The following is a 24,019-nucleotide window of genomic DNA, read 5'->3' as shown; positions in this document are numbered from 1 at the left end:
GCGGCGACTGAACCCAAACGTTTTGGGTGACGAAAAGAACGCTGGCGGGGCTTTCGGGCCCCGCCAGTTTTTTATGCGCCAAGGCCAAAAACCCCGGCAAACCCCGGCAAACCCCGGCGAACCCCGGCGAACCCCGGCGAACCCTTGCTCGCCGATGCGTCTGGTGCTTGCCCCGGTAAAAGAAGAAAGCCGCCGTCGATTTCCCGACAGCGGCTTGTTCGAAGTAACCTTGTGGTGTTGCGGCACTTCCCCAAAAAACTTGATTTTATAGGAAAAAACTGCGTCCTTTAATTGAGAGCGCAAGCCTCTACAAGGGGGAAGCAATCATGATTTCAGCAAAGGATGTTATGGAATTCCATCTGCCCGCAGATGGCGATCCGCTTTGGGCGGAAACGAATTTTTTTGGTTTTAACATTCCGGAAGAACAGATCAACGTTGGCATCTATTTTCTGTCGCGCCCGACTTTGGGCGTCGTCCTTTCCAGCGTGCAGGTCATCCAGGGTTTTCCCAGGCATTGCATTGAGGCGCTTTATTATGACGAGCATGCGCATCTGCAGCTTCCGGAAAAAATTGGCGATTATTCGCTTGCCAATGGGTTGGGCGTGAAAGCAGTGAACCCGCCGATGGATTATATGCTTACCTATAAAGGGAAAAACGATACCGAATTCCATGTTGAATATGAGGGCCTTATGCCGCCATATGACATCACGGATCCGGAAATGGACCCGAATGCGCCGAAGGAAAAGCCAATCAAGGGGCATTTTGATCAGACGGGGCATTTCAAAGGTACGCTCAAGGTAAAAGGGAAAAGCTACAAGATCGATTCCGTTTCGACGATGGATCATAGCTGGGGGCCTAGGCCCGAGGCGGATTACGGCTCGGCTAGCTGGTTTCACGTAAGTTTTGGGCGCGATCTGACAATCCATTGCATCTTCGCCTTCGATCCGATGTCACCGGGTGTTCTGGACCCTTTTGCCCATGGCTATGTGCTTGAGGACGGCAAGGTTTATGGCTTAAAAACCGGCAAGGCGACGTCAACGCGGGATGGCTTGATGCAGATGGGCCTGAACGTTGAGGTGACTGATGTGCGGGGCCGTAATTATCATTTCACGGGCAGCGCCATGACGGGCTTTCCCTGGATGTGTTGGCCAAACACATGTGACTTTGCGACCCTTATGGAATGGAACATGGACGGGCGTATCGGCTATGGGGAATGTCAGGACGTGGTCAGCATGCCAAACATCATCCGGAGAAGCGCCTGAATCGAAAATTCGATCAAATGCGTGAGTTTCCGGCAATAGAGGGTAGCTTGCGATCCGTAAACCGATTAAAAATATCACAAGCTAATTTTATCAGGAGATGAAGCAATGATTTCGGCAAAGGACGTGATGGATTTCCATGTGCCATCGGGGGAAGACGACAATCGGCATTGGGCGGAGACGAATTTCTTTGGCTTCTACAATTCGAAGGAAGAGATTACGATCGGTGTCTACCTGATCTTCCGCAAGCAATTTAATTTGGTGCTATCGAACGTCTTTGCGGTCAAGGGCTTTGGCAGGGATGCAACGGAATGCCTGCACAACGATTACCAGGTGTATCTTCCGATTCCAAAAGAGGCGCGTCTTGGAGATTATTCCCTTGCGAATGGACTTCACGTAAAAGCAACAAAGGCACCGATGGATTACGACATCAAATATCGCAGCGAAGATGGCGCGATGGAAATTGATGTTCATTACGAAGGCCTGATGCCGCCTTACGACATTGCCGACCCTGAGATGGACCCGATTACCAAGAAAAGCACGAGCGGAGAGCTTGCAGATGCCCAGGGTTTTGGGACTGCCTACAACCATCATTTTGATCAATCCGGGCGCTACACGGGTGTTGTGAAGGTGCATGGCAAGGAATACGAGATTTCCGAGATTTCGACGATGGATCACAGCTGGGGTCCACGGCCGGAATTCGATGCCCACAACATGACGTGGGGCCATGTCCATGCCGATCCGGACTTTGCCATTCATACGATTTTCCAGATTGATCCCAATAAGGACCCGGTAAATTACGGGCCTCTCGCCCATGGTTATGTCATGGAGGGCGGAAAGTGCTACGGCTTGGTCAGTGGCACGGGCCGGGCGTTGAAGCGTGATGGCTATCAGCAGAAAGAACTCGAAGTCGAAGTTACGGATATTCGCGGCAAGACCTTCGGCTACAAGGGCAAGGCCCTGACCGGTTATCCTTGGCAGGCATGGCCGAGTGTCTGCGGCTATCAATCTCTTAACGAGGTTGTCCTGACCGACGGTCGCAAAGCCTATGGCGAATGTCAGGACTTTATGGCCATGCCTTACATGACCCGCCCGGACCGGCCTAAATTTTAGTGCTAGGTATGGCTTGAGGGTTATGCAGCCCCGGGTCGAATAAATTGTTTTGAAAGCCGCCATCGAATTTCGATGGCGGCTTTCTGCTTTCTTATGGCAAGTGGAAAAGCAGTAGAGGGGGAAAACAATGATCACGGAAAATGACGCACTTTTCTTTCATGAGCCGACTTCCAAGGAAGACGCGCTTTACTGGGCGGAAACCAACGCCTGGACGATCTATATTCCGGAAGAAAACATCATGATTGTTGTTTATGCCCTTTTCCGGAAACCTCACGGGATTGTGCTTACGAATGTTTTGTGGTGCAGGGTTTTTGCAGCCACCCTTACGAAGCGCTCCACAACGATTTTTATGTTCACCTTCCAATTCCTAAAGATGCCCAGATTGGGAAATATGCGCTGGCTAGCGGTCTTTCCGTTGAGGTCACGAAGCCGCCGATGGATTACAAGGTGGATTACGTTGGGCGGGATGGAACGGAATTGCATTTCACCTATGAAGGCTTGATGCCGCCTTACGATATTGCCGACCCTGAAATGGATCCCATCACGGCCAGGCGCTCGCAAGGCGAGCTTGCCAAGCATCAGGGCTTTGGCACGGCCTATAATTGCCATTTTGACCATACCGGGCATATCCGGGGAGAGTTGAAATTGCGTGGGAAGGTTTATCCCATCGACATTGTTTCGACGATGGATCACAGCTGGGGGCCGAGGCCCGAATCGCGTTCGGGCCATATGGCTTGGGGAAACGTTCACTTTGGACGTGATTTGGCGATCCATTCGATTTTTACGATTGATCCGCGGGCATCGTGCGACTACGGGCCCTTGGCTCATGGTTATGTGATGGAGGATGGAAAAGCCTATGGCCTGGTTGACGGCAAGGGGCGGGTAACGGAGCGGGATGGTTTCTACACCATGGGGCTTGATGTTACAGTCGAAGATATTCGTGGAAAAACCTTCCATTACATAGGCAAGGCGATGGCGACCTACCCTTGGTATTACCTTCCAAACGTTCCGGGGTTTTACACAATGCTGGAATACGAAATGGATGGACGAAAGGCCTATGGCGGGGTCATGGACTTTATGCACATGGACTATCTGCTCCAGGGAGGGCTTTAACCATCGTGGGTGGGGATTAAACGGTGGCACGCCATGGCCGTGGAATACCTAAATTAGCCAGTGGGGTGGTAAGTGCCTGTTATATATATGGAACAAAGCTGGGCGGGTCTGTGGTCCCGGGCAAAAGATGGCTGGCTTTTTCTCCGGAAAATCTGTAAAAAAATAAGAAGCCTCAACCTCAATAAAGGGGCAGACAACAAGGGGTAAGGGGGGTCGCAACATCCTTTCCTGTATTTGCGTCCGACAAGAGGCAGCCTGTGGCGAGTGTTTCGTTGCGTTGGTTGTTCCGGTCCCGCAGCCTCGTCCATAGGCGTTTTAAATTGGCGCCTATAAATCACCGGCCTTTCCCGCAAAACCAGCGGGAGGGGGTGTTTAGAATATGTACTGATTTTAAAAGTCAAAGTCGGATTAAAAGCGAGGGAAGCTAGAGATGCCAGTAATAGCCGAGGGATTTAACACCTTCAACACGGATAAAAAGCCAAGCGGCGTTGTGAAATATCTTGCCGATCCGCAGGCGGTGATTGCACTCATCCAAAGCGGTAAGTTGAAAGAGCACATCCTGCTTGTTCGGGGTGGAACCACGACGTTTCTTGCGCCGGCGCTTAGCATGGGTGCCATTGGTGTGATCACAATGTCGGGTGCACCGGAATCCCATTTAGGGATTCTGACCCGGGAGTTCCAGATTCCGTGCGTCATGACGATCAATTTGCATGACACCGAGTCCCGCTACGTTGCCGGGGAAACGGGGGAGGAGCATTTTGATGAGATCGTTTCGAAGCTGGATGGCACGACGGTTAGCCTGGATTGCAGCGATCACGATGTTGGCAAGGTTGTTACCGACTAACATCGGCCATGGATTTTGAGCAAGACAGCAATCGCGAGCAGAAATTTTTCAGGAGGTAGACAACATGGCTGAAGCTGCAAAAGCTAAGGCGCAGTGGCAGAAACGCTATGAGCCCAATGACGATGGGCTTCGCTTTCAGGATCTGAAATACACCGGTAATTTTACGGATATGGACCCTATACCGGACGGCATTCTTGGCGACCGGCTCATGAAACAGCGCATGAGCACCAAGGTTATGGAGAAGGTTACGAAGAAGGACGTTCTCAAGGATGAATTCACGGTTCCTGAGCTGAACGATCTCAACGATTATCTGGCATGGAATATTTGGGACGTTCTTGTCATGCGAGCGACGGAAGGCGTTTCCGGCATGATTCCACGTCAGGAATATGAAATTCTGTCTACCATGCACGAATTTTACCGTTATCCGGAATTCATGATGAAGATTACCGATGAGATCGGGGCGCAGGGTGTTATGGACATTGGTGCCAGCTCTCGCCGTGAGATCGGCACGAAGGTCAATTGCGTGCATGACTGGTGTCTTGGCGCGATTACCTTTGGCATGGGCCGTTGCGGCCTGTTGGCGCTCGAGGCAATTCAGCCGGACGATTATGTTGCGGAAAGCAACACCATCCTTAAATTCATGCAGCGGATTCTATGGGGCAAGCGTCAAGATGGCTGGCTCTTCAACTCTCAGGACCGGTTCCGTTGCCAAATCCACGAGAAGGACTTTCTCGATGGTCTTTTAACCCAGTGTGTGGACTTTGAGCCAGGATCGGACGTGGGCAACAAATTTATGGCCTTCAATGCGGCGGCGGAATTGCTGGCTTTCTTCGACCATTACGATTGCCGCCTGGGACTTGGGGACACAGGGCCTTATCTGCAGCCGGATGGGCGCATCCTGATTGTCCGCGATCTTTTCGTGAATGAAGACCTGTATCATTGGAGCGACGTGTGCGAAGGCTTGCCACATTGCTTTACGCTGATGATTTTGATCGATCCGGAGCTTATGGGGCTGGAAGAGATTCGTGTGAACGATATCTCGACAACCTTTACGGTTCCAAAAAACTATATTGAAGCGGTTACCGGTGGCGCGATCTTTGTTCGTGAACAGCACGATACGCCGATGAGCGATGTCTACAGCTTGCCGATTATGGAAGTGGACAAATATCTCGAGAAGATCCAGCAGGCGACCTTTAATATGTATAAAAAGACGGCGAAGATGTCTCGTCCGGAACTGTGCCTGAACGGCATATACAGCTATTATATCGAGATGATCATCCCGTATATGCGTAAAGCCGGGATGTACGATTACTTCAATAAAGACTGCAACTTATGGGAAATCGATCAGCGGATTTCGAATTACTCATATGAAATTACCAAACGTAATTTTGTTCAGACGACCGTGCCTCAGAAAATCTTTTCCGGTGAGGGTTATCTGCGCTTTTCCGATAAAGCCAATATCCGTGGATCGAAGTATCACCACTACTAGGACATTGGCGGGTTCGTCTGCGCATTTGTGAAAAATCGACCTTCGGGAGTATGTAAGGCTTAGGCGCTGCATTTGAAAACGGTGATGGCGGAAAGTAACTTCCGGGTCTGACAAGGTTGACGGGATAGGCTTACCCCGGGTGTTGAGGCTCACTTTTGAAAAGGATGGGCCAACGAGCATAGCGTCGCGGTTGATGTAAAAGGCAACTGCGACGCTTCCTTCGATTGAGACAGGAGAAAGAGAAGATAATCCGATGATTAATGAGCAAACGTTTAAAGCCCTGAATGCAGTTTACCTCCGGAAAATGGCCACTGTTAATGCGCTTGCCGAATGTGCCGGACTGGAAGTTGATGCTGCACGCGCCTTGGTCGATGAGGCCGTTGCAAACGGCCTTTTGTTGGATTTGGGAGGCCAATACATGCTGCAGGAGGATGGCACACGGGCCGTTCTTGAGTTTTACACTGAAACCTACAGCGAACAGCGCCAGAATCAGGACTTGGTTGGCTGGTACGACCGCTTCGAGATCATTAATACGCAATTCCTAAAATTGGTGAGCGACTGGCAAGCCGAGCAAAGCGGTGATGACGCGACACTGGGTAGACTTACCCGTACTGTCGAGCGTCTGATTAAGGCGCTGTCCCAGGCAATAGACATAATCCCTCGCTACCAGATTTATGCTGATCGCTTTGCGGCTGCGCTTGCGCGCGTCGATCAGGGTGATCATAGCTATGTCAGCAGCCCGACGACCGATTCCATGCATAATGTATGGTTTGAGTTTCACGAGGACATCCTCGCCGTTCTTGGTAAGCCCCGCGATACGGTGGAGGATTGACACGCATGCCTGCTGATAAATTCGTATGGGACATTGCCGACCTTGATGCTACGGACCTTGACCGTTTCGGCGGCAAGGGCACGGGCCTTGCGCGAATGGCTGCGCAGGGACTTCCGGTGCCACCCGCGTTTGTTATCGGAACGGACGCCTATCTTGCGTACCGAGATGGTGGTGGAAAGCTTCCAGACGGGTTGAAAGAACAGGTTGACGCGGCCCTGGGTCGTTTGGAGAAGGCAACGGGAAAAAGTTTTGCTGGGGACGGTTCGCCTCTGCTGGTTTCCGTCCGGTCGGGCGCGAAGGTCAGCATGCCGGGCATGATGGATACGATCCTGAATTTGGGGCTGGATGTAAATTCCGTCACCCGCCTTGCCAAAATTTCCGGCGACACGGCTTTTGCTGTGGATAGTTGGAGCCGCTTCTGGAGCATGTATTCGGATATCGTTCTTGGGTTGGATTCGTTGCTTCTCGAAGAAGAGACGGAGACGATGCGTGAGGAAGCTGCGAAAAAATGCACGAAAGATTCCCTGAATAGCTTTGAGAATGCGGTTCTTGCCTCTATCCAGAACCAGGGCGAAGTGCCGCCCCCCACAGAGCCGCGTGTGCAGCTGGACCACGCGATTAAGGCCGTGTTCGATTCCTGGGATTCACCGCGCGCGAACACCTATCGTAACCATCACGGAATTCCAGATGATCTCGGCACGGCGGTTGTTGTGCAGGCCATGGTATTCGGAAATCTAAATCAGAATTCTGGATCCGGCGTCGCTTTTACGCGAAATCCGATTACCGGCGTGCATGAACTTTATGGGGAATATTTAAGCGGCGGTCAGGGTGAAGAAGTTGTTGCTGGGACGGTAACGCCAGCTTCGCTTTCCGAACCAGATGCGATGGACCCGGGGCTTAGAAAAGAACTCATCGACTTTGGGGCCACACTGGAAAGTTTGTACCGGGATGCTCTGGACATCGAGTTCACAGTCGAAGATGGCAAGCTTTATATGTTGCAAGTGCGACCGGCAAAGCGAACAGCGGCAGCTGCCGTTTCCATCGCGACGCATCTTGTTGAGGACAAAGTCATCAGTGAGAGTGATGCGCTTGGCCGTGTCACGGCAGATCAGGTATCGCGGCTTTTGCGGCCAAAGTTTGACCCGGACGCCCTTGAGGCTGCGGTTAAGGACGGCGCTTTGATAGCCAAAGGAATCGGTGCTTCGCCAGGGCATGCTAGCGGCAGCGCCGTGCTTGATTCGGATCGGGCGGCAGAGCGGGCGGCAACGGGGGAGGCCATTATTCTCCTCAGGCCAACCACAAGCCCTCTCGATGTGCGCGGCATGTTGGTCTCGCAGGGCATCGTGACGGGACGGGGCGGGGCGGCAAGCCATGCCGCCGTTGTATCGCGTGCGTTGGATAAACCCTGTGTCGTTGGTTGTTCAGACATGGACATTAATCCGGACGCAAAAACCTTTGGGGTTGATGGCCGGAAATTCGCCGAAGGTGACAAGATTTCTATCGATGGCGAAAGCGGAGATATTTATTCCGGCGTCATTCCCCTGCGGGAGGTGGAAGTAGAAGGTGGCGCGCTTGCGCATTTGCTTGAATGGGCGGACACCGCTTCCAAGGCGAAAGTCTGGATCACAGCATGCAACGTCGATGAAGCGGCTTCGGTGGTACAGCGAAAAGCCCACGGTATTGGCGTCACGCCCTTGCGGGAGCTGCTTGTTTCCGGTGGCGTTGTAGATGGTTTTATTGATGCCGTTGGTGCTCTTAGCGCCGACGTCTCTGCGTCATCTGACAAAGTCGAAAAACGTTTCGAGGAGCCGACCTACGACGTATGCCGCGCCTTCTTTGAGGCGTCCGCAGGCATGCCCGTTGATATTCGCCTTCCAAATCTTGCAAGCAATGAGTGCCGGCGTCTGATCTCGGACTGGCCGTCCCTCTCCCCGTATCTCCTGCTACCGCTGGGTGCGCCGCGGCTTGTCGAGGCTTTTTTGCGGGCGATTGGTAGTGCCGCGAAAGACAGCGGCCACACGCAGGTGACAGTGCTTGTGAATGGCATCACGGACGTACGCGAGTTGTGTGCGTTTCGTAAAACCGCCGAACGTATAGGTAATATGCAGGCTGGTGCTGTTATTCGAAATCCGGAGATTCTGCATTCAGCAGAAGAATTGTTGTTGGACGATCCGGTGCTGTGGGTTGATCTTTACGAACTTATTCGTACAGCGCGTGGTTATCCGGCAGAAATACTCTTTGGTGATGAAGTCCTGGAAGAATATGTAGCCGCTGGCCTTCTCTCACACCATCCAAGGGCTGCTCTCTATTCTTTAAGCCGAAGATTGCTGGCTAACCTGTTGGAGGCATCCGATAAGCATTCAGGGACCAGAGTTGGCGTAGATTTGGGAGGGGCGCCGAGGCCTTCCGCAATAGCGGACCTATATTGCGCCGGCTTCCGGAATTTCACCTCTCCGCTTCATCACTTTGAAAGCACCCGTTTGCTGCTTGGCCAAAGTGGCAACGACAAATCCGCCGACTGTAGATAAAGGCGAGAAAAAAATGAAAAAAAGTGTAGGAAAGAAAGACACGTAAAACAGCTCTTGTTTTTAGGTGCCGTGTTGGTTCGCGGAAAGACCATTTTGATATGACTGTGCCTTTCTCTGGCACGAAGGTGAATTGGAGTACGTTATGGCGCAGATAACTGTGGCGGCTGAAAGCAAATATCGGGAAAAATGGCTGCCGAAGATTCAAAGCTACGATAGCCTTGAAAAGCTGACGGATGCCCTTGTGGACTGGCGATTTAACTCGCGCCCCCCAAAGGAACGAAGCGGCGATTATCGCTGGGTTGAAGCGAAAATGGAGGAGCATCTTGCCAAGCTAAAAGCTGAAAAAATGGCATCCAATGATCTTCTGACGCAAACGACACGGGGCGAGGCACTCGATCCAGTTCGTGAGAACTACATAAAGCAGGCTAAAGAAGCGGACGATATCATCAAGCTTGAGAGTGTCGTCGAAGAATTTCGGGAGCGCTACCGTCCTCCGATCATGCCGGTTCACGATTACTTGCAGATTGAGCGGGAACTCTGCGAAATTCTCCTTCGCTATCGTGGCGAACGTTGGTGGGACCTGGATGTACAGGAGCTTCGTAAATACCGTGGCGCCAAAATGGTTAAGGCGGATGGCCAGTTTGCACACTCCTTGATGGTCTTCTACCCGAAGCCGAAGAACGCCGCCTCATTTGATAAAGTCTATATGGAAGAACACGTTCCTCTCGCCAAGAAGCTTGGGGCAAAGCTTTTTCGTGCTAACAAAGTGGTCAGCACGATTCCGCGCGGTTTGGCAAAGCCGATCCTTAGCGCTCTTATGAAAAGTCGGCTTGTCCCCGATTCGGTGATTTCATTTCTTTTCCCGCATATTGATTTAATTCGGGCGATGAGTGGTGAGGGGGCACCCTATTATCTGACCGCCGAGTTGCATTTCGACGACCTGGCTTCCCTTGAGGTTGCGGCGGGTTCGAGCGCAGCGAAGGAAGCCATCGGACATGCCATGGAGATTTCGACGGGTGGGGCACCCAGCCTTATGATTCTTGAATCGGATCTAGCCCTGGATGAAGTCGCTGGGAAGGCGCGGCCGCCGGTAAAATTGACGATTTGCTTCCCGCGGCAGCCAGATGTGGATGCCTTTGAAGACGTGTGGGTAAACGATATTGTTCCAATGGCGATGAAAATTCCGTGTGAATCCTTAAAGGCTTATAAGGTCACTGGCACGGTGGATGGTTCGCCTGCTCCATTCCATCGGATTGCTGAACTTTATTACAATGACCAGGAACAAATGAAGGCAACCGTCTGCACGCAGGAAATTCGTGATGTTATTGCAAAGATTCTAAGCATGTCGCCGGTACCTCTTGTGATTATTTCAGAAAATGCCTAAACATCCTGGAAATTGGAAATAAAAAAAACGGGGAGTTATCCCCGTTTTTTTTATGGTGGCGCGGCTCCCTATCGATAGAGGAGGGCAGCTCTAACAAAGCTGCGAAGGAAACGTTCTGCCTGTCTGAGTTGTGCAACCGTTACAAACTCGTCGGGTTTGTGGGCCTGTTCCACACTTCCTGGACCGCAAATGACGGTCGGAATGCCGGCTTCCTGAAGAACGCCTCCCTCTGTGCAAAAGCTTATTTTTTCCGTCGCGTTTCCCCCGCTTGCGTTCTTCGCAAGTGCGACCACGTCCGCCTCTTCCGGGGTTTGAAGGCCTGGGATGTCGGAAATCACGTCCAGGAAGATGCCTGTTTCCGTAGAGCGGGCCTGCATTTTCGGGAGGAGGTCCCGTTCGATATGCGTTTTTATTTCGTCGATTAGGGCTTCCGGAGGCTGGTTGGGAAGGCAGCGAAATTCAAACCAAAAATCACACGCCTTGGGAAGAATGTTTACGGCGGTGCCGCCATGGATAACACCCGTTTGGATGGTCGTGTGGGGAGGATTAAATCCGGAATCGAAGGGGCCATCTTCACAAAGACGACGACCGATGGCGCGAAGCGTGGTGACGATTTCGGCGGCAAATTCGATGGCGTTCACGCCTTCGTCGAGGGAGGAATGGCACTCCAGACCGCGCACTTCACAATGAAGGATTGTTTTTCCTTTATGGCCGATGACGACCCGCATTTCCGTGGGCTCGCCTATGACGCAGGCTATGGGTTTTATGGGCAGGCGCTCGATTTGGGGGATAAGCCGTTGCACACCAAGGCAGCCAACTTCCTCGTCATAGGTGAATGCAAGGTGAATGGGGGCCGAGCTCGCAATCTCCAGAAGCTCTGGAACCAGCGCCAGGGTTATCGCGAGGAAGCCCTTCATATCGGCGGTGCCACGACCGTAGAGCCGCCCGTCGTACTCATGCATTCGGAAGGGGTTTGTTTTCCAATCTTGGCCATCGATGGGAACAACGTCGGTATGCCCGGCAAGCAGAACGCCAGGATGCTCTGCTGGGCCTAGGGTGGCCAGAAGATTTGCCTTCGTCTTCTCATCGTTGAAGCTGAGTTCGCTCTTGATGCCAAACTCGGAAAGATGGGAGCGTATGAAGTCGATGCAGTCCAGATTCGATTTTCTGCTGGTTGTATCGAAGGAGATCAGACGCTCCAGAATTTTCAGGCTATTCCCGCAAATCGTTGGTTGTTTCACGCTATCTTCGCCTTAGCTTCAGGACAAAAATTGTTCCTTTAAAATCCGTTCGTTAAGATTATGCTCGGGATCGAAAAGAAGTATAAGCGTTTGCTTGTTGTCCTCGGTTACATGTACTTCGGTGACGTCACGGACTTCCGTGAAGTCGGAGACGGCGCTGACTGGACGTTTGTCCGCCTCGTTTATCTCGAAAGAAACCTTCGCGGAATGAGGAAGAAGGGCGCCTCGCCATCGGCGTGGCCGGAAGGCGCTAATGGGTGTAAGCGCCAACAGCATGGCGCCAATTGGAAGGATTGGGCCATGCGCAGAAAGATTGTAGGCAGTGCTTCCGGCTGGCGTCGAAACAAGAATGCCGTCGCAAATCAACGCGTCGATACGGACGACGCCATCCACCCTTACACGGATATTCGCCGTTTGATGTGTTTCTCGAAGCAAGGACACTTCGTTAATGGCAAGGGTTTCGTGATTAACGCCATGAATATCCTTCGCCAGCATCCGTAGTGGGTGAAGCGTTGTCGGTTTCGCCGCATTCAATCGCTCAAGGAGGTCTTCTTCCTCATAACTGTTCATCAGAAAGCCGACGCTTCCACGATGCATGCCATAGATTTTCTTGCCCATATCCATATGCTTATGGAGGGTTTCCAGCATGAAACCATCGCCTCCCAATGCGACGATAACGTCTGCTTCTTCTGGCGGCACATGATCGTAGCGCGCCTGTAGCTGGGCGAGGGCGTCTTGAGCCGTGGGCGCGCTAGAGGCGGAAAAGGCTATTTTTTGGAATTTCATATGATCCACTCAGAACCGGAACAAACGCCTGACTTGCAGAGGTAAAACAGTATATCGAAGCAATATGTGTGCGTCAGTCCCTAGCTGAAACGATGGGGCAGTCAGGGTTGAATGGCTTTTTGCAGCATTTTCTGGATTAGCGTGTAACCCTCTTTGTCTGCGAAATCGAGAGCGCTCTTTCCAGAGGGCGTCTGAAGGTTTGGATTGGCACCCTCACTCAGCAACGCAGCGACAGCCTTTGTATGACCGTTCCACGCTGCCCGCATGAGGGGGGTCAGGTTGTCGTTGTCGCGGTTGTTCAGATTGGCGCCCGCCTTTCCCAAAAGGTAAATGACGTCTGAGTGGCCGTTGACACCCGCCCAATTGATTGCCGACAGGCCTTCACGATCGCGGATGGTAAGATCGGTCCCCTTTTCAAGTAGCAATTCTATGACCTTCTTGCGCCCACGCCAGGCGGCGTTGATAAGTGCAGATCGGCCAGAATCGTCGATCGCATTCGGGTCTGCCCCACGTGCCAGCATGATTTGTACCAATTCTGCGTTGCCCGCTGCGGAGGCGTCGCGCAGGACTTCATCCGGTGTCCGCTCGTCATCAATGCCAGTAACGGCGGGGGTGACAGAGGTTTCAAAATACCGATAGCGTTGGGTGCGTTGACGGGCCTGAATGATTTCTTCGATTGTCAGGAGTTTTTCCAGCCTCTTTGCCCCGTAACGTGCCGTCTTGTGACCGCGCTCTGCGGCAAGCTGAATCCAGGCAAGTGCTTCGGCAAGATCCCGTTTCTCGCTTTTGCCGCTTGCGGCAAGGTAGCCAAGGAGAACCTGGGCTTCGACGTAGCCAGATTTGGCGGCGCGCGTTAGCAGTTTTTTTGCCTCTTCCGGTATTTCTCCAGGGGTTCCCCGCATGAGCATCTCAGCCAGGCCATGTTGTGCGTGGGCGTAGCCCTGCGCGGCGGCGTCTTGTAAACGAAGAATGCTTTGCACTCGGAATTTTCTGAGTTCCTCTTCAGGCGCATCTCGAAGCGCCCGGTCAAGGCGTGAATTGCGTTCACGCATGGTTTGCAGCAGTTCGCCAAGCGGTCCTTCGGGGGCCGTCGTTTTTTTTTGCCCGAGATGATGGGCAGCTTCGGGCGAGGACACTACGTCGTCCGACGCGGAAATGAGCGTGCGTTCTTCGCCGGTGGCAGGGGGAAGTTTTGACGCGACAGCTTCCGCTGGTTCTGACGTGGCGGGGGCTTTCGCTGGTTCTGACATGGCAGTGGCGGGCGTCTTTAAAGACGCTTTGCGTGATAGAATGGCTTCCCCCATTGCCGTCGCCGTTTCGGTGCCCGCTTGGACAGGTTCCGTAGTTTCCTGGGCCTTTTCCTCTTCCTGGGTGATGGACTCTATGGAAGGTGGGCGCTGCGTCTGTTCGCGCTGCGCCTGTTCGTGCTGCGCCGGCCGTTCCTCGGTCGCTTTCTTCAACGGCGCTTTCGCTTCGCCATCTCGTTCTTCCTTCGCGGCGATTTCTTTTTCTGCCTCCTTTGCTGGTTCAAGGGATTCCACGAGATCTGTCCGCGGAACGCTGTCCGGCGCGTCTTCTTCAAACTCCAGAGTTTGCCGTGTTCCATTGATGCCAAGGAACTTGCTGGGTGCAAGGCTTTCCGGCTCGTTTTCAGAAAAGGAGAGGATATCAACCATCATGGCATCAACCTCATCAAGCGAGGAGGGCGCTTTTGACTCTTCAGCCGGCGACAGCTCTTTTGCTAATTCTTCAGTCGGCGGTAATTCCTTCGCAAAACGAAGAACTGGAAACGCAATGACGATGAAGGGAAGAAGAAAGGAAAGGTGGAGAAGGACAGAAAGCGTAATGCCATGCCCTGTTTTTTTTCGAGCGATGTTAGAGGGAGGTTGCAATGGTCTTCACCTTATGGCCGGGTTGCCGTCGATATGGGTGTTTTCCTCCGTTACAGCGATCAGGTCGACCACGGCAGCATTGATAAGGACTTTGCCTGCGTGCTCGAAATTAACGGTAATCCGGTCCCTGACGACGGACTGCACCTGACCAACGCCCCAATCCGGTTGGGTGGGATGACGAACGCGCGTGCCTGGTATGATAAAATGCATTTTGGAGGCTTCCCACAGGCCTTTGTTCTATATCATACACCTCTCTGGGCTTAGGTGGGGATAGGAAAGGGATTATGTCTTCGGAGACGGAACAGGAGCTTAGGCTTGTGGAACTTCTTTGTTCCCGCCTTTGCCATGATCTTGTGAGCCCGATTGGGGCAATCCATAATGGCCTTGAGCTATTGGCAGAAAACGAGCCGGAAATGGAAAAGGAGATCCTTGGCCTTTTGATAAAAAGCTCGGTCGAGGCATCCTGCCGGCTGCGTTTTTTCCGTGTGGCATTTGGCCAAGCCAGTGGTTCGACGGAGATGCTTCCCTTAGAAGAAGGGAAGGGACTCTTGGACGGATTTTTGAAGGAAGGGCGCGTCGCTCTTGATTGGCAGGCTGCGGAAGCTGCCCCATCGGGGCCAGTGGCAAAGGGTGCTGTGAAGCTACTTTTGAACATGGCGTTGATTGCTTCAGAGGCCCTCCCAAGGGGGGGGGCCGTGTCGGTCGTGCCCGTCTGCCATGTGGACAAAAATATTTTTGAAGTGACGGCACGAGGCGAAGACGCCGCCCTTAAAGATGAGATCGTTTCCGCGCTTCACTTCGATCTTCTGCCAGAGAAGCTGACGCCGCGCATTGCACCAGCCTGTTTTCTTGCTCTTCTCGTTCGCAAATATGGGTTTTCCCTTGCTGTCCTGCCGAATTCCGGGTCGGTCACGCTAAGGGTGACAAATACGCGTAAAGGCTAGTTAACAGGACGCGTTCCTTCCCAGGCTTTATAGCTTTTTAACCTATTGTTGCCAGCTTATAGCAGCAGTTAAAGGGTTTATGGAGGGAATGGGATATTCGCCATTCTCCCCATAGAGGATGGGAAACAAATCATGGATGATCTTCTTAGCGAGTTTCTAACGGAAACGACGGAAAGCCTTTCCGATCTGGATGGGGACCTTGTAGAACTTGAAAAGAACCCTAGTGATCCGGAGTTGCTAGGGGGGATTTTCCGTCTCGTACATACGATCAAAGGCACGTGCGGCTTTCTTGGGCTGCCACACCTTGAGCGTGTCGCGCATGCCTCTGAGGATGTGCTCGGGAAATTTCGTGACGGCGATCTGCAGGTTACGCCAGAGGCCGTAACCCTCATCTTCGAATCCCTTGATGCGATCAAAAATTTGCTGACCACGCTTGCGGAAACGGAAGCGGAGCCGGATGGTGATGATTCGGAGCTTATTCAGCGTCTTCATATCTTTGCCGAAGGCGGCGGGCAAACAACCGAAGAGACAGCCGAGGCGGCCACGGCGGAACTCTTAGAGGATATCTCGTTTGAAGAGGCGATTGTGGACGCGCCGGCGGCGGTCGAAGACGAAATAGCGGAGATTCAGGAAGACGTGCCCACGCCATTGCCTGAAGAGAAATCCTCCTCGGCGGCCGAATCCAAAGCAACCTCTTCCAAAAAGGCACCTGCTGCCCCGCAAAGCATTCGCGTAAATGTATCGCTGCTTGAAAATATGATGACGATGGTTAGCGAACTGGTTCTCAGCCGCAATCAGCTTCTTCAGATGGTGCGCGGAGTAAGCGATAGTGAATTCACGGTACCGCTACAGCGGCTGAACCACGTTACGACGGAACTGCAGGAAGGGGTGATGAAAACCCGCATGCAGCCGGTCGGAAACGCATGGTCAAAACTTCCAAGGATCGTTCGCGATCTTTCGCTTGAGTTGGGAAAGAAGATCGAACTGAAGATGATCGGTGCGGACACGGAACTTGATCGTCAGATTCTGGAGCTTATCAAGGATCCGCTAACGCATATGGTCCGAAATTCCGGCGACCACGGTATCGAGGTGCCAGAAAAACGTCTGAAGGCAGGTAAATCCGCAACGGGAACGATCACGCTGAATGCTTACCATGAGGGTGGTCATGTCATCATCCAAATTACAGATGACGGCAACGGCATCGCTATCGACAAGGTAAAAGAGAAGATTATCTCCAAGCAGTTGGCCACGCAGGCGGAAATTGATGAAAAGACAGACCAGGAAATCCTGCAATATGTTTTTCAGGCTGGGTTTTCGACCGCACAGAAGGTCACCAATGTATCCGGCCGTGGGGTCGGCATGGACGTCGTGCGGACAAACATTGAACGGATTAGCGGCACGGTTGAAATGCGGTCGAAGGAGGGAAAAGGCACAAATTTTATTATCAAAATTCCCCTGACTCTAGCAATTGTTTCAGCGTTGATCGTGGAATGCCGCGGCGAGCGTTACGCCATTCCTCAGATCAGCGTTCTAGAGCTTGTTCGCCCATCGGCGCGATCCGAACACAGAATTGAAAATATTCATGAGACACCTGTTCTTAGGCTGCGTGACCGGCTGTTGCCGCTTGTCGTGCTTGGGGATCTCCTAAAGCTGAAAAAGGTAGAATCGGATGAAGTCGCCGGTTCAGGCGAACAGGAGGTGAGCGAAAGCAGTGATGCAATTGCCAATCATCATTTGGAAGATCAGGGTTTTGTCATCGTGACACAGGTGGGCACTTACAGGTTTGGAATCGTCGTTGACCAGGTTTTTGATACGGAAGAAATCGTCGTTAAGCCGGTAACGCCCATGCTTCGTGATATTGGCATGTTTTCCGGAAACACGATTTTGGGAGACGGGAGTGTCGTCATGATCCTCGATCCGAATGGTATCGCTAATGCGTCTGGTGAAAATCGGGTGGGTGAAACGCACGAGGATGAGGTTGAAACGATCTCAGATGTGGAAAAAGAGGAAACGCGCACGTCCCTTCTTCTCTTCCGCGCAGGCGGGAAAGCGCCAAAAGCGGTGCCGTTGGAACTCGTTGCACGGCTTGAGGAAATCGACACGGATACGATCGAGGAATCGAATGGCATGCCAATGGTGCAATATCGCAACCAGTTGATGCCGCTGATTCCACTAAGTTCCGACGTCGACATGGCCCGTGAGGGGCGTCAACCGGTGCTGGTTTTTTCCGACAACAACCAGTCGGTGGGCCTGGTGGTGGACGAGATACTCGATATTGTCGAGGACCACCTGAAAATTGAGCATGTCAGCAAACATGCGGGCACGCTTGGCAGTGCGATTATCGGTGGGAAGGCAACAGAAGTTATCGATGTTTATCACTTCCTGACCATGGCTTTCGAGAATTGGTTCGACAGTGCGGAAGATGCGCCTTATGGAAGTTCGGGTGTATCCCGGCGCATTCTTCTTGTGGACGATAGCCCATTTTTCCGCAATCTGCTTACGCCGTTGCTTACCGTGGCAGGGTATGAAGTTACGTCAGTTGCAAGTGCGGATGAGGCGCTGCGTTTACGGGAATCCGGCCAGGGATTTGACGTTATTGTWAGCGATATCGAAATGCCKGGYATGGAYGGCTTCGAATTCGCGGCAACGGTTCAWGAGGAAGGCCCATGGMAGAATACGCCGTTGGTTGCGCTTTCCTCCCATGCAACGCAGCAAGAYATGGAGCGTGGGCGGGCKGCTGGATTCTCTGACTATRTCRCAAAATCTGAYCGGGAYGCCTTGTTGCACAGCCTTTCCCAAACTCTGMAYTCAGTGCGAGGTGCAGCATGATGACCGCGAAAGATARTTCCARGAACTCKGATGAGTYARRTTTGACGRRCAATCARAAACAATTCGTCACCATCTTTATTGCGGGACAGATGTTCGGTRTTCCGGTTTTGGATATTCAAGACGTGTTGGGRCCKCAGAAATTAACGYGGGTGCCGCTTGCRCCATCAGAGGTGGCGGGTGTTTTAAATCTKCGGGGACGYATTGTYACGGCGATTGAYRTTCGAAAACGACTWGGGCTTTCTCCATCCGATGTTCGCGATAGCATGAGCGTTGTTGTCGACCATCAAAATGAACTCTACAGCTTGATTGTCGACTCCGTGGGCGAAGTTCTCAATCTTGAAGCCAACACTTACGAGCGAAGTCCAGCGACATTAGATGCGTTATGGAAGGAACTTTCTTCTGGCATTTATTGTCTGGACGAAAAGCTTATGGTTGTCCTTGACGTGAGTAAACTTCTCGACTTTACAGATTCCGAAGCCGCTTAGCGAAAAACCGCAGCATATTTGCGGAGGATGGATATGAAACTTTGCTTGATAGTTGATGATTCGAAAGTAATTAGAACAATCGCGAGGCGCATTCTTGAGGGGCTTAACTTAAAAAGCAAAGAAGCTTCCAATGGAAGTGAGGCGCTTGAAATTTGCAAGCAGGCTATGCCAGATGCCGTCCTTCTTGATTGGAATATGCCGGTCATGAATGGCCTCGAATTTCTGGAGGCGCTTCGTAAGCTTGAAGGAGGGGATAGTCCTATCGTCGTTTTGTGCACCACTGAAAACGACATTAAGCACATACAGGCAGCCATACAGGCGGGTGCAAACGAATACATCATGAAGCCTTTTGACAGTGAAATTCTCCAAGCAAAATTTGAACAGGCAGGAATTCTTTAATGTCGACCTTGGCTCAACCCAGCCCCACCCTCCCTTCGGCGGCCGGAAGTTTGGTGCCATATCGTGTGATGGTGGTGGATGATTCCGTTGTTATTCGAGGTCTGTTGACGAAAATTCTTGAAAAAGGTGGTGACATTACCGTCGTTGCATCCGCTGCCAATGGCGAGCAGGCAATCAAGGCATTGGGCCGGTATGACATAGAGGTCATTGTTCTGGATATTGAGATGCCGGTTATGGGTGGCATGACGGCGTTGCCACTGCTTCTTGAGCAGGATCCAAAACTTCAGATCATTATCGCTTCGACATTGTCTCTGAAAAACGCAGAGGTAAGCTTGCGGGCCCTTTCCTCGGGGGCAGCGGATTACATTCCAAAGCCAACCGCGACAAGTGACGTCGGCGCTTCAGGGGATTTTGGGCGCGAACTTCTTGAGAAGGTCCGAGGCCTTGGTAACAGACGTCGCAGTAAGCAGGTCGCCCCAAAGGCCGTTGCCGGCATAAAATTCGTCGTCAAGAAGGAAAAAGATGGGGGGCTCTACGGGAATGCCCCGATCGTTTTGCGCAAGCCTTCTCTTGATATGCCGCAGGTCGTCGCCATTGGTAGTTCGACGGGCGGACCGCAAGCGCTTTTCACGGTTCTGGAAAACCTTGGCAAGTTTGGCTTGCCGATTTTTATTACGCAGCACATGCCACCGACTTTTACGGCTATTCTTGCCGCGCATATCAATCGGATCAGTGAAATCCCCTGCGCCGAGGCGGTTGATGGAGAGCGGGTAGAGGCGGGCAAGGCATATATGGCGCCTGGAGGTTTCCACATGGTCGTAGAAAAAAATGTGCAGGGGAAGTGCATTCGCCTTTTRCAAACGYCGCCTGAAAACTTTTGTCGRCCAGCTGTCGATCCGATGTTGCGAAGCCTTGCGGAGGTGTATGGCAGCCGCGTGCTTGCCCTTATTCTCACGGGCATGGGGCGCGATGGTTCTAAAGGTTGCGAGAAGATTATCGCTTCTGGTGGCATCGTGGTCGCCCAGGACGAAGCAACAAGTGTCATTTGGGGGATGCCGGGGGCGGTTGCGACGACAGGCCTATGCAGCACCGTCCTGCCTCTGGTTGAGATTCCGACCTATATCAATGAACTGGCATCTGGAAGAGCCGGATGATTCCAAAAAACTTCAAGTATCTCTGTGATCTTCTGTACCGGCGTTCTGGCCTCGTGCTCTCGGACAATAAGGCATATCTGGTTGAGGCGCGGTTGATGCCGTTTGTGCGCCAGCGAAACCTGAAAAGCCTGGATGGTCTCGTTGAAGCCATTCGGTGTGATAAGAATGAAGAGCTTATTCGTGAGATTACGGATGCGATGACGACAAACGAATCGTTCTTTTTTCGGGATGGAAAGCCGTTCAAGATATTCCAGGAAAGCATTCTACCCGCCTTGCTGGAAAATCGCCCCGGGACAAAGAAAATACGAATTTGGTGCGCTGCCGCCGCCACCGGGCAGGAGCCATATACTCTCGCCATGATTCTTAAAGAGGAGGTGGCAAAGCTTGGGAATCGTGAGGTCGAGATTGTTGCTACGGATATATCCGATGAGTCCCTTGAGAGGGCAAGGACGGGGATTTATACGCAGTTCGAAGTGCAGCGCGGCCTTCCCATTCAACTTCTTGTTAAATATTTTTCTCAGGAGAACGATAACCGGTGGCGGGTTAATGAGGATATTCGCAAGATGGTGAGCTTGCGTCACATGAATTTGCTTGGTGACTTATCTATTCTTGGGACATTCGACATCGTTTTTTGTCGGAATGTATTGATCTATTTCGATCAGCCAACGAAAATTCAGGTGCTTGAAAAACTCAGCAAGAGAATGGCAAGTGACGGCGTATTGTTTCTCGGTGGGGCCGAAACGGTGCTTGGTATTTCCGATTCCTTCAAGCCAATGCTGGGCGCCCGGGGTGCCTATGGCATGGGTGGTTCGGATGGGGCTGTTGGCATGGTCGCGGCGCTGTCGTCGGCTCCGGTTGCACAGCAAACAGCATCTCAAGCGTAGCCATTTGTACGGCGGCGCTTTTTCTATCCAAAATTATCGAAAAATTTTTATGATGGAACTGTGACGTATCTTTTAAGCGTTGGCGGTTCTTACTTGCTTTTCCGGCATTTGTTTTGATGAGCTAGCAGGTGTTTTCTCGGATTCCTCTTCGCTTACCAATGGATCGCGAAGAACGTAACCACGTCCCCAAACCGTTTCGATATGATTTTTGCCGTTAAGTGCGGCAGAAAGTTTTTTCCGAAGTTTGCAGATAAAGACGTCAATAATTTTAAGTTCGGGCTCGTCCATGCCGCCATAGAGGTGATTTAGGAACATTTCCTTCGTCAAAGTTGTCCCCTTACGGAGGGAGAGAAGCTCAAGGATTCCATATTCTTTTCCGGTTAGATGAATTGGTTTTCCATTCGCCTCCACGGTGCGGGCATCCAGATTAACGGATAGCTGCCCGGTTGTGATGGCAGAGCTGGCATGACCTTTTGATCGCCGAATAATTGCATGGATCCTGGCAATCATTTCGCCTTTGTCGAAGGGCTTGGTGAGATAGTCATCAGCGCCAACGCCAAAACCCTTAATTTTATCGCCTGGTTCGCTAAGACCGGAAAGAATGAGGATAGGGGTTTCAATACGTGCGGAACGAAGGTGCTTTAAGACGTCATAGCCATCCATATCGGGAAGCATCAAGTCGAGAATAATAATGTCGTAGTCATAAAGCTTTCCGATTTCCAAACCGTCTTCACCAAGATCGGTTGTGTCGCAGACGATATTCTCAGATCGAAGCATCATCTCGATATTGGATGCCATGACGGAATCATCTTCAATTAAAAGCGCGCGCATACTGTCCTCCCTAAAGACAGGTTAACGAAGTAAGGTTTTGCTAACCCTGATTTTGGTGCAGAAGGGGTTAAGATGGTCTTAACTATGGAAATCGGCATTTCCCCCCCCCGCCTTATGCAGACCATCGTCTTTTACGGAACTTTAAGCCTACCCCCCTTAGGATGGTCCTTCGAGACACCCTAAGAGAGCAATCCTTCATATCATATGCATCCTATCCCGTTAACCATTCCTTCTGAGGACGGTCGATTTTCCGAGTTTGACCGGATTCCGCCCTATCGCCTCTATGGGCGCGTGACCGCCGTCCTTGGAATGATGATCGAGATCGGCGGGGTCCAGAACGCCCTTGCCATCGGCGACAGGTGCCGGATTCTGGGTCGGGAGAAAAGCGCGGTTGTTGCTGAGGTTATTGGGTTTCGCAATGGCCGTGCCTTGCTTATGCCCTTCGGTTCGCTGGATGGCGTTGGACTGGGCTGCAAGGCGGAATTGGTGGATACCGAGCCGGTCGTCTATCCTTCCAGCGGGTGGCTGGGGCGTGTTGTGAACGCGATGGGCGAGCCCGTCGATGGCCGCGGATCCTTGTCTCAGGGCGCTATGGCCTACCGTTTGCGCGCGGCGCCGCCCCATGCGAACGAGCGTCAGCGGGTGGGCGGCAAGCTTGATCTTGGCATTCGATCGATCAACACCTTTCTCACCTGCTGCCAGGGGCAACGGATGGGAATTTTTTCCGGTTCTGGTGTCGGGAAGTCTATCCTTCTGTCGATGATGGCGCGTTGTTCAACTGCCGACATCAATGTCATCGGTCTTATTGGTGAACGTGGCCGGGAGGTGCAGGAATTCATCGAAGATTATCTGGGGCCGGAAGGACTTGCCCGCAGTGTTATCGTCGTTGCAACGTCGGACGAATCGCCGCTTCTTCGTCGCCAAGCGGCTTACCTTACGCTTACGCTTTCCGAATATTTCCGGGACCGTGGCAAGCATGTGCTCTGCCTGATGGACAGCATCACACGCGTTGCAATGGCCCAGCGCGAGATCGGCCTTACGGCGGGCGAGCCACCTGCCAGCAAGGGATATACGCCAAGCGTGTTTGCCGAGCTTCCGAAGCTTCTTGAACGCGCCGGCCCTGGCCGTAAGGGTGAGGGAACTATTAGTGGATTGTTCACGGTGTTGGTCGAAGGCGACGACCATAATGAGCCGATAGCCGACGCCGTACGCGGAATTCTTGATGGGCATATCGTACTCGATCGGGCGATCGCAGAGCGGGGGCGCTTTCCGCCCGTGCATATTTTGCGGAGCGTTTCTCGCGTGATGCCCGGTTGCAACAACGACGAAGAAAACGCGCTGGTCCGTCGCGCCCGAATGCTGATTTCAACCTATGAGGACATGGCCGACATGATCCGGATTGGTGCGTATCGAAAGGGCAGCGATCCGAAAACGGATGAAGCCCTTTATTATTATCCTCTTTTAGAGAATTTTCTTCGCCAGGACAGGAATGAGCCCACGAGTCTGCAGGACGGCTATGATGGGCTATCAAAAATCCTGAACAAAACGCCGGAAATATCCGAAGAAGGTGCATCGTGAAACGGCTGACGGGTATTATCCGGCTCCACCGCTGGCAACTGGAGGAAAGGCTCCGGGATTTACAGGAATTAGAGCGTCTGCACGAGCGTCTGCAGACTCAGGTGGTTGGGCTTGACGAGGAGCTTGCTCGTGAAAAGACGGTCGCAGGGGAGTGCCATGAGGCCAGCTATACGCTTAGTGCATATGTGAAGCAGGCCATCGGCCGGAGGCGAAAATTAAAGGATTCGCTTTATAGGGTGATCGACCAAATCCAGGAAATGGAGGATTCCGTCGCTGAGGCTTACCGTGAATTGAAGAAGTATGAATTAACCGAGGCCAATCGACTGCAGCGCGAAAAGAAGTATTTGGAACGGCGGCAGCAAATTGAACTCGATGAAATCTCGCTTAATTCATATCGTCGCCGAATGAAAAGCTAGCGCGCTCAGCTTCATTTT

At 52.3% G+C, this 24,019-nt stretch carries 22 protein-coding genes; 17 read left to right on the top strand and 5 right to left on the bottom strand.

All coding sequences use genetic code 11. From position 1 onward, the window contains the following. Positions 1 to 22 precede the first annotated feature (22 nt). The 9 genes from COA65_07425 (at position 23) to COA65_07385 (ending at position 10,562) form a co-directional block, all read left to right on the top strand. Entirely contained in the window at positions 23 to 271 is a 249-nt protein-coding gene (locus COA65_07425; GenBank protein ID PCJ58778.1) for a hypothetical protein, read from the top strand. Between the two features lie 55 nt (positions 272 to 326). Then, positions 327 to 1,262, top strand: a complete 936-nt coding sequence (locus tag COA65_07420) for a hypothetical protein (GenBank protein PCJ58777.1) — start codon at positions 327 to 329, stop codon at positions 1,260 to 1,262. Positions 1,263 to 1,367: 105 nt separating this feature from the next. Next, entirely contained in the window at positions 1,368 to 2,372 is a 1,005-nt protein-coding gene (locus COA65_07415) for a hypothetical protein (GenBank protein PCJ58776.1), read from the top strand. A 297-nt stretch (positions 2,373 to 2,669) separates the two neighbouring features. Continuing rightward, on the top strand, positions 2,670 to 3,485 hold the full coding sequence (locus COA65_07410) for a hypothetical protein (protein ID PCJ58775.1): 816 nt from the start codon (positions 2,670 to 2,672) through the stop codon (positions 3,483 to 3,485). A 430-nt stretch (positions 3,486 to 3,915) separates the two neighbouring features. Then, a complete protein-coding gene (locus COA65_07405) occupies positions 3,916 to 4,329 on the top strand; it encodes a hypothetical protein (protein PCJ58774.1) in 414 nt (137 codons plus the stop codon). A gap of 64 nt (positions 4,330 to 4,393) precedes the next feature. Beyond that, positions 4,394 to 5,818, top strand: coding sequence for a hypothetical protein (locus COA65_07400; protein PCJ58773.1), 1,425 nt, complete (start codon positions 4,394 to 4,396; stop codon positions 5,816 to 5,818). Positions 5,819 to 6,071: 253 nt separating this feature from the next. Beyond that, entirely contained in the window at positions 6,072 to 6,650 is a 579-nt protein-coding gene (locus tag COA65_07395) for a hypothetical protein (GenBank protein ID PCJ58772.1), read from the top strand. A gap of 5 nt (positions 6,651 to 6,655) precedes the next feature. After that, a complete protein-coding gene (locus tag COA65_07390) occupies positions 6,656 to 9,178 on the top strand; it encodes a pyruvate, phosphate dikinase (GenBank protein ID PCJ58771.1) in 2,523 nt (840 codons plus the stop codon). A 142-nt stretch (positions 9,179 to 9,320) separates the two neighbouring features. After that, positions 9,321 to 10,562, top strand: coding sequence for a hypothetical protein (locus tag COA65_07385; protein ID PCJ58770.1), 1,242 nt, complete (start codon positions 9,321 to 9,323; stop codon positions 10,560 to 10,562). Between the two features lie 68 nt (positions 10,563 to 10,630). On the opposite strand, the gene argE is transcribed toward COA65_07385, so the two are convergent. The 4 genes from argE to COA65_07365 all read right to left on the bottom strand — a co-directional run bounded on the left by argE (position 10,631) and on the right by COA65_07365 (position 14,691). Next, entirely contained in the window at positions 10,631 to 11,788 is a 1,158-nt protein-coding gene (argE, locus tag COA65_07380; protein ID PCJ58782.1) for an acetylornithine deacetylase, read from the bottom strand. Between the two features lie 33 nt (positions 11,789 to 11,821). Next, the gene (locus tag COA65_07375) at positions 11,822 to 12,589 is read right to left on the bottom strand and encodes an NAD kinase (protein ID PCJ58769.1); all 768 of its coding nucleotides are present in this window, start codon (positions 12,587 to 12,589) and stop codon (positions 11,822 to 11,824) included. A gap of 101 nt (positions 12,590 to 12,690) precedes the next feature. Beyond that, positions 12,691 to 14,481, bottom strand: coding sequence for a hypothetical protein (locus COA65_07370; protein PCJ58768.1), 1,791 nt, complete (start codon positions 14,479 to 14,481; stop codon positions 12,691 to 12,693). 6 nt (positions 14,482 to 14,487) lie between these two features. Then, positions 14,488 to 14,691, bottom strand: a complete 204-nt coding sequence (locus COA65_07365; GenBank protein PCJ58767.1) for a DUF3553 domain-containing protein — start codon at positions 14,689 to 14,691, stop codon at positions 14,488 to 14,490. Between the two features lie 74 nt (positions 14,692 to 14,765). Here COA65_07365 and COA65_07360 point away from each other — a divergent pair, with 74 nt between their 5' ends. From COA65_07360 to COA65_07335, 6 genes are all read left to right on the top strand, one after another. Beyond that, positions 14,766 to 15,425 (top strand): histidine phosphotransferase, encoded by a 660-nt coding sequence (locus tag COA65_07360; protein PCJ58766.1) that lies wholly within the window; start codon positions 14,766 to 14,768, stop codon positions 15,423 to 15,425. A 132-nt stretch (positions 15,426 to 15,557) separates the two neighbouring features. Next, positions 15,558 to 18,254, top strand: coding sequence for a hybrid sensor histidine kinase/response regulator (locus COA65_07355; protein ID PCJ58765.1), 2,697 nt, complete (start codon positions 15,558 to 15,560; stop codon positions 18,252 to 18,254). Further along, positions 18,254 to 18,739, top strand: coding sequence for a chemotaxis protein CheW (locus tag COA65_07350; protein ID PCJ58781.1), 486 nt, complete (start codon positions 18,254 to 18,256; stop codon positions 18,737 to 18,739). Before COA65_07355 ends, COA65_07350 begins: the two co-directional genes overlap by 1 nt. Positions 18,740 to 18,772: 33 nt before the next feature. Further along, positions 18,773 to 19,138: a two-component system response regulator gene (locus COA65_07345; protein ID PCJ58780.1), complete on the top strand. Its 366-nt coding sequence runs from the start codon at positions 18,773 to 18,775 to the stop codon at positions 19,136 to 19,138. Between the two features lie 68 nt (positions 19,139 to 19,206). Further along, positions 19,207 to 20,292, top strand: a complete 1,086-nt coding sequence (locus tag COA65_07340) for a chemotaxis response regulator protein-glutamate methylesterase (GenBank protein ID PCJ58764.1) — start codon at positions 19,207 to 19,209, stop codon at positions 20,290 to 20,292. After that, positions 20,289 to 21,176: a chemotaxis protein CheR gene (locus COA65_07335; protein ID PCJ58763.1), complete on the top strand. Its 888-nt coding sequence runs from the start codon at positions 20,289 to 20,291 to the stop codon at positions 21,174 to 21,176. The genes COA65_07340 and COA65_07335 overlap by 4 nt, the downstream gene beginning before the upstream one ends. A gap of 72 nt (positions 21,177 to 21,248) precedes the next feature. Here the strand turns inward: COA65_07335 and COA65_07330 are convergent, their stop codons facing one another. Then, a complete protein-coding gene (locus tag COA65_07330; protein ID PCJ58762.1) occupies positions 21,249 to 22,007 on the bottom strand; it encodes a DNA-binding response regulator in 759 nt (252 codons plus the stop codon). Between the two features lie 204 nt (positions 22,008 to 22,211). Between COA65_07330 and fliI the strand changes: the two genes are divergently transcribed. Both fliI and COA65_07320 read left to right on the top strand, forming a co-directional pair. Continuing rightward, complete coding sequence (gene fliI / locus COA65_07325) at positions 22,212 to 23,585, top strand: flagellum-specific ATP synthase FliI (protein PCJ58761.1); 1,374 nt, start codon at positions 22,212 to 22,214, stop codon at positions 23,583 to 23,585. Further along, a complete protein-coding gene (locus COA65_07320) occupies positions 23,582 to 24,001 on the top strand; it encodes a hypothetical protein (GenBank protein ID PCJ58760.1) in 420 nt (139 codons plus the stop codon). Before fliI ends, COA65_07320 begins: the two co-directional genes overlap by 4 nt. Positions 24,002 to 24,019: the final 18 nt, after the last annotated feature.

Source organism: Rhodospirillaceae bacterium, from assembly GCA_002746255.1.
Classification (GTDB): Bacteria; Pseudomonadota; Alphaproteobacteria.
This window is presented reverse-complemented; position numbering and strand designations above follow the sequence as displayed.

Bases quoted from the DNA above. Each gene is read 5' to 3' on its own strand.
- COA65_07360 (PCJ58766.1), top strand. From the start codon at position 14,766: ATGTCTTCGGAGACGGAACAGGAGCTTAGGCTTGTGGAACTTCTTTGT.
- COA65_07345 (PCJ58780.1), top strand. From the start codon at position 18,773: ATGAAACTTTGCTTGATAGTTGATGATTCGAAAGTAATTAGAACAATC.
- COA65_07335 (PCJ58763.1), top strand. From the start codon at position 20,289: ATGATTCCAAAAAACTTCAAGTATCTCTGTGATCTTCTGTACCGGCGT.
- COA65_07400 (PCJ58773.1), top strand. From the start codon at position 4,394: ATGGCTGAAGCTGCAAAAGCTAAGGCGCAGTGGCAGAAACGCTATGAG.
- COA65_07395 (PCJ58772.1), top strand. From the start codon at position 6,072: ATGATTAATGAGCAAACGTTTAAAGCCCTGAATGCAGTTTACCTCCGG.
- COA65_07385 (PCJ58770.1), top strand. From the start codon at position 9,321: ATGGCGCAGATAACTGTGGCGGCTGAAAGCAAATATCGGGAAAAATGG.
- COA65_07415 (PCJ58776.1), top strand. From the start codon at position 1,368: ATGATTTCGGCAAAGGACGTGATGGATTTCCATGTGCCATCGGGGGAA.
- COA65_07405 (PCJ58774.1), top strand. From the start codon at position 3,916: ATGCCAGTAATAGCCGAGGGATTTAACACCTTCAACACGGATAAAAAG.
- COA65_07375 (PCJ58769.1), bottom strand. From the start codon at position 12,589: ATGAAATTCCAAAAAATAGCCTTTTCCGCCTCTAGCGCGCCCACGGCT.
- COA65_07420 (PCJ58777.1), top strand. From the start codon at position 327: ATGATTTCAGCAAAGGATGTTATGGAATTCCATCTGCCCGCAGATGGC.
- COA65_07330 (PCJ58762.1), bottom strand. From the start codon at position 22,007: ATGCGCGCGCTTTTAATTGAAGATGATTCCGTCATGGCATCCAATATC.
- COA65_07390 (PCJ58771.1), top strand. From the start codon at position 6,656: ATGCCTGCTGATAAATTCGTATGGGACATTGCCGACCTTGATGCTACG.
- COA65_07365 (PCJ58767.1), bottom strand. From the start codon at position 14,691: ATGCATTTTATCATACCAGGCACGCGCGTTCGTCATCCCACCCAACCG.
- fliI (PCJ58761.1), top strand. From the start codon at position 22,212: ATGCATCCTATCCCGTTAACCATTCCTTCTGAGGACGGTCGATTTTCC.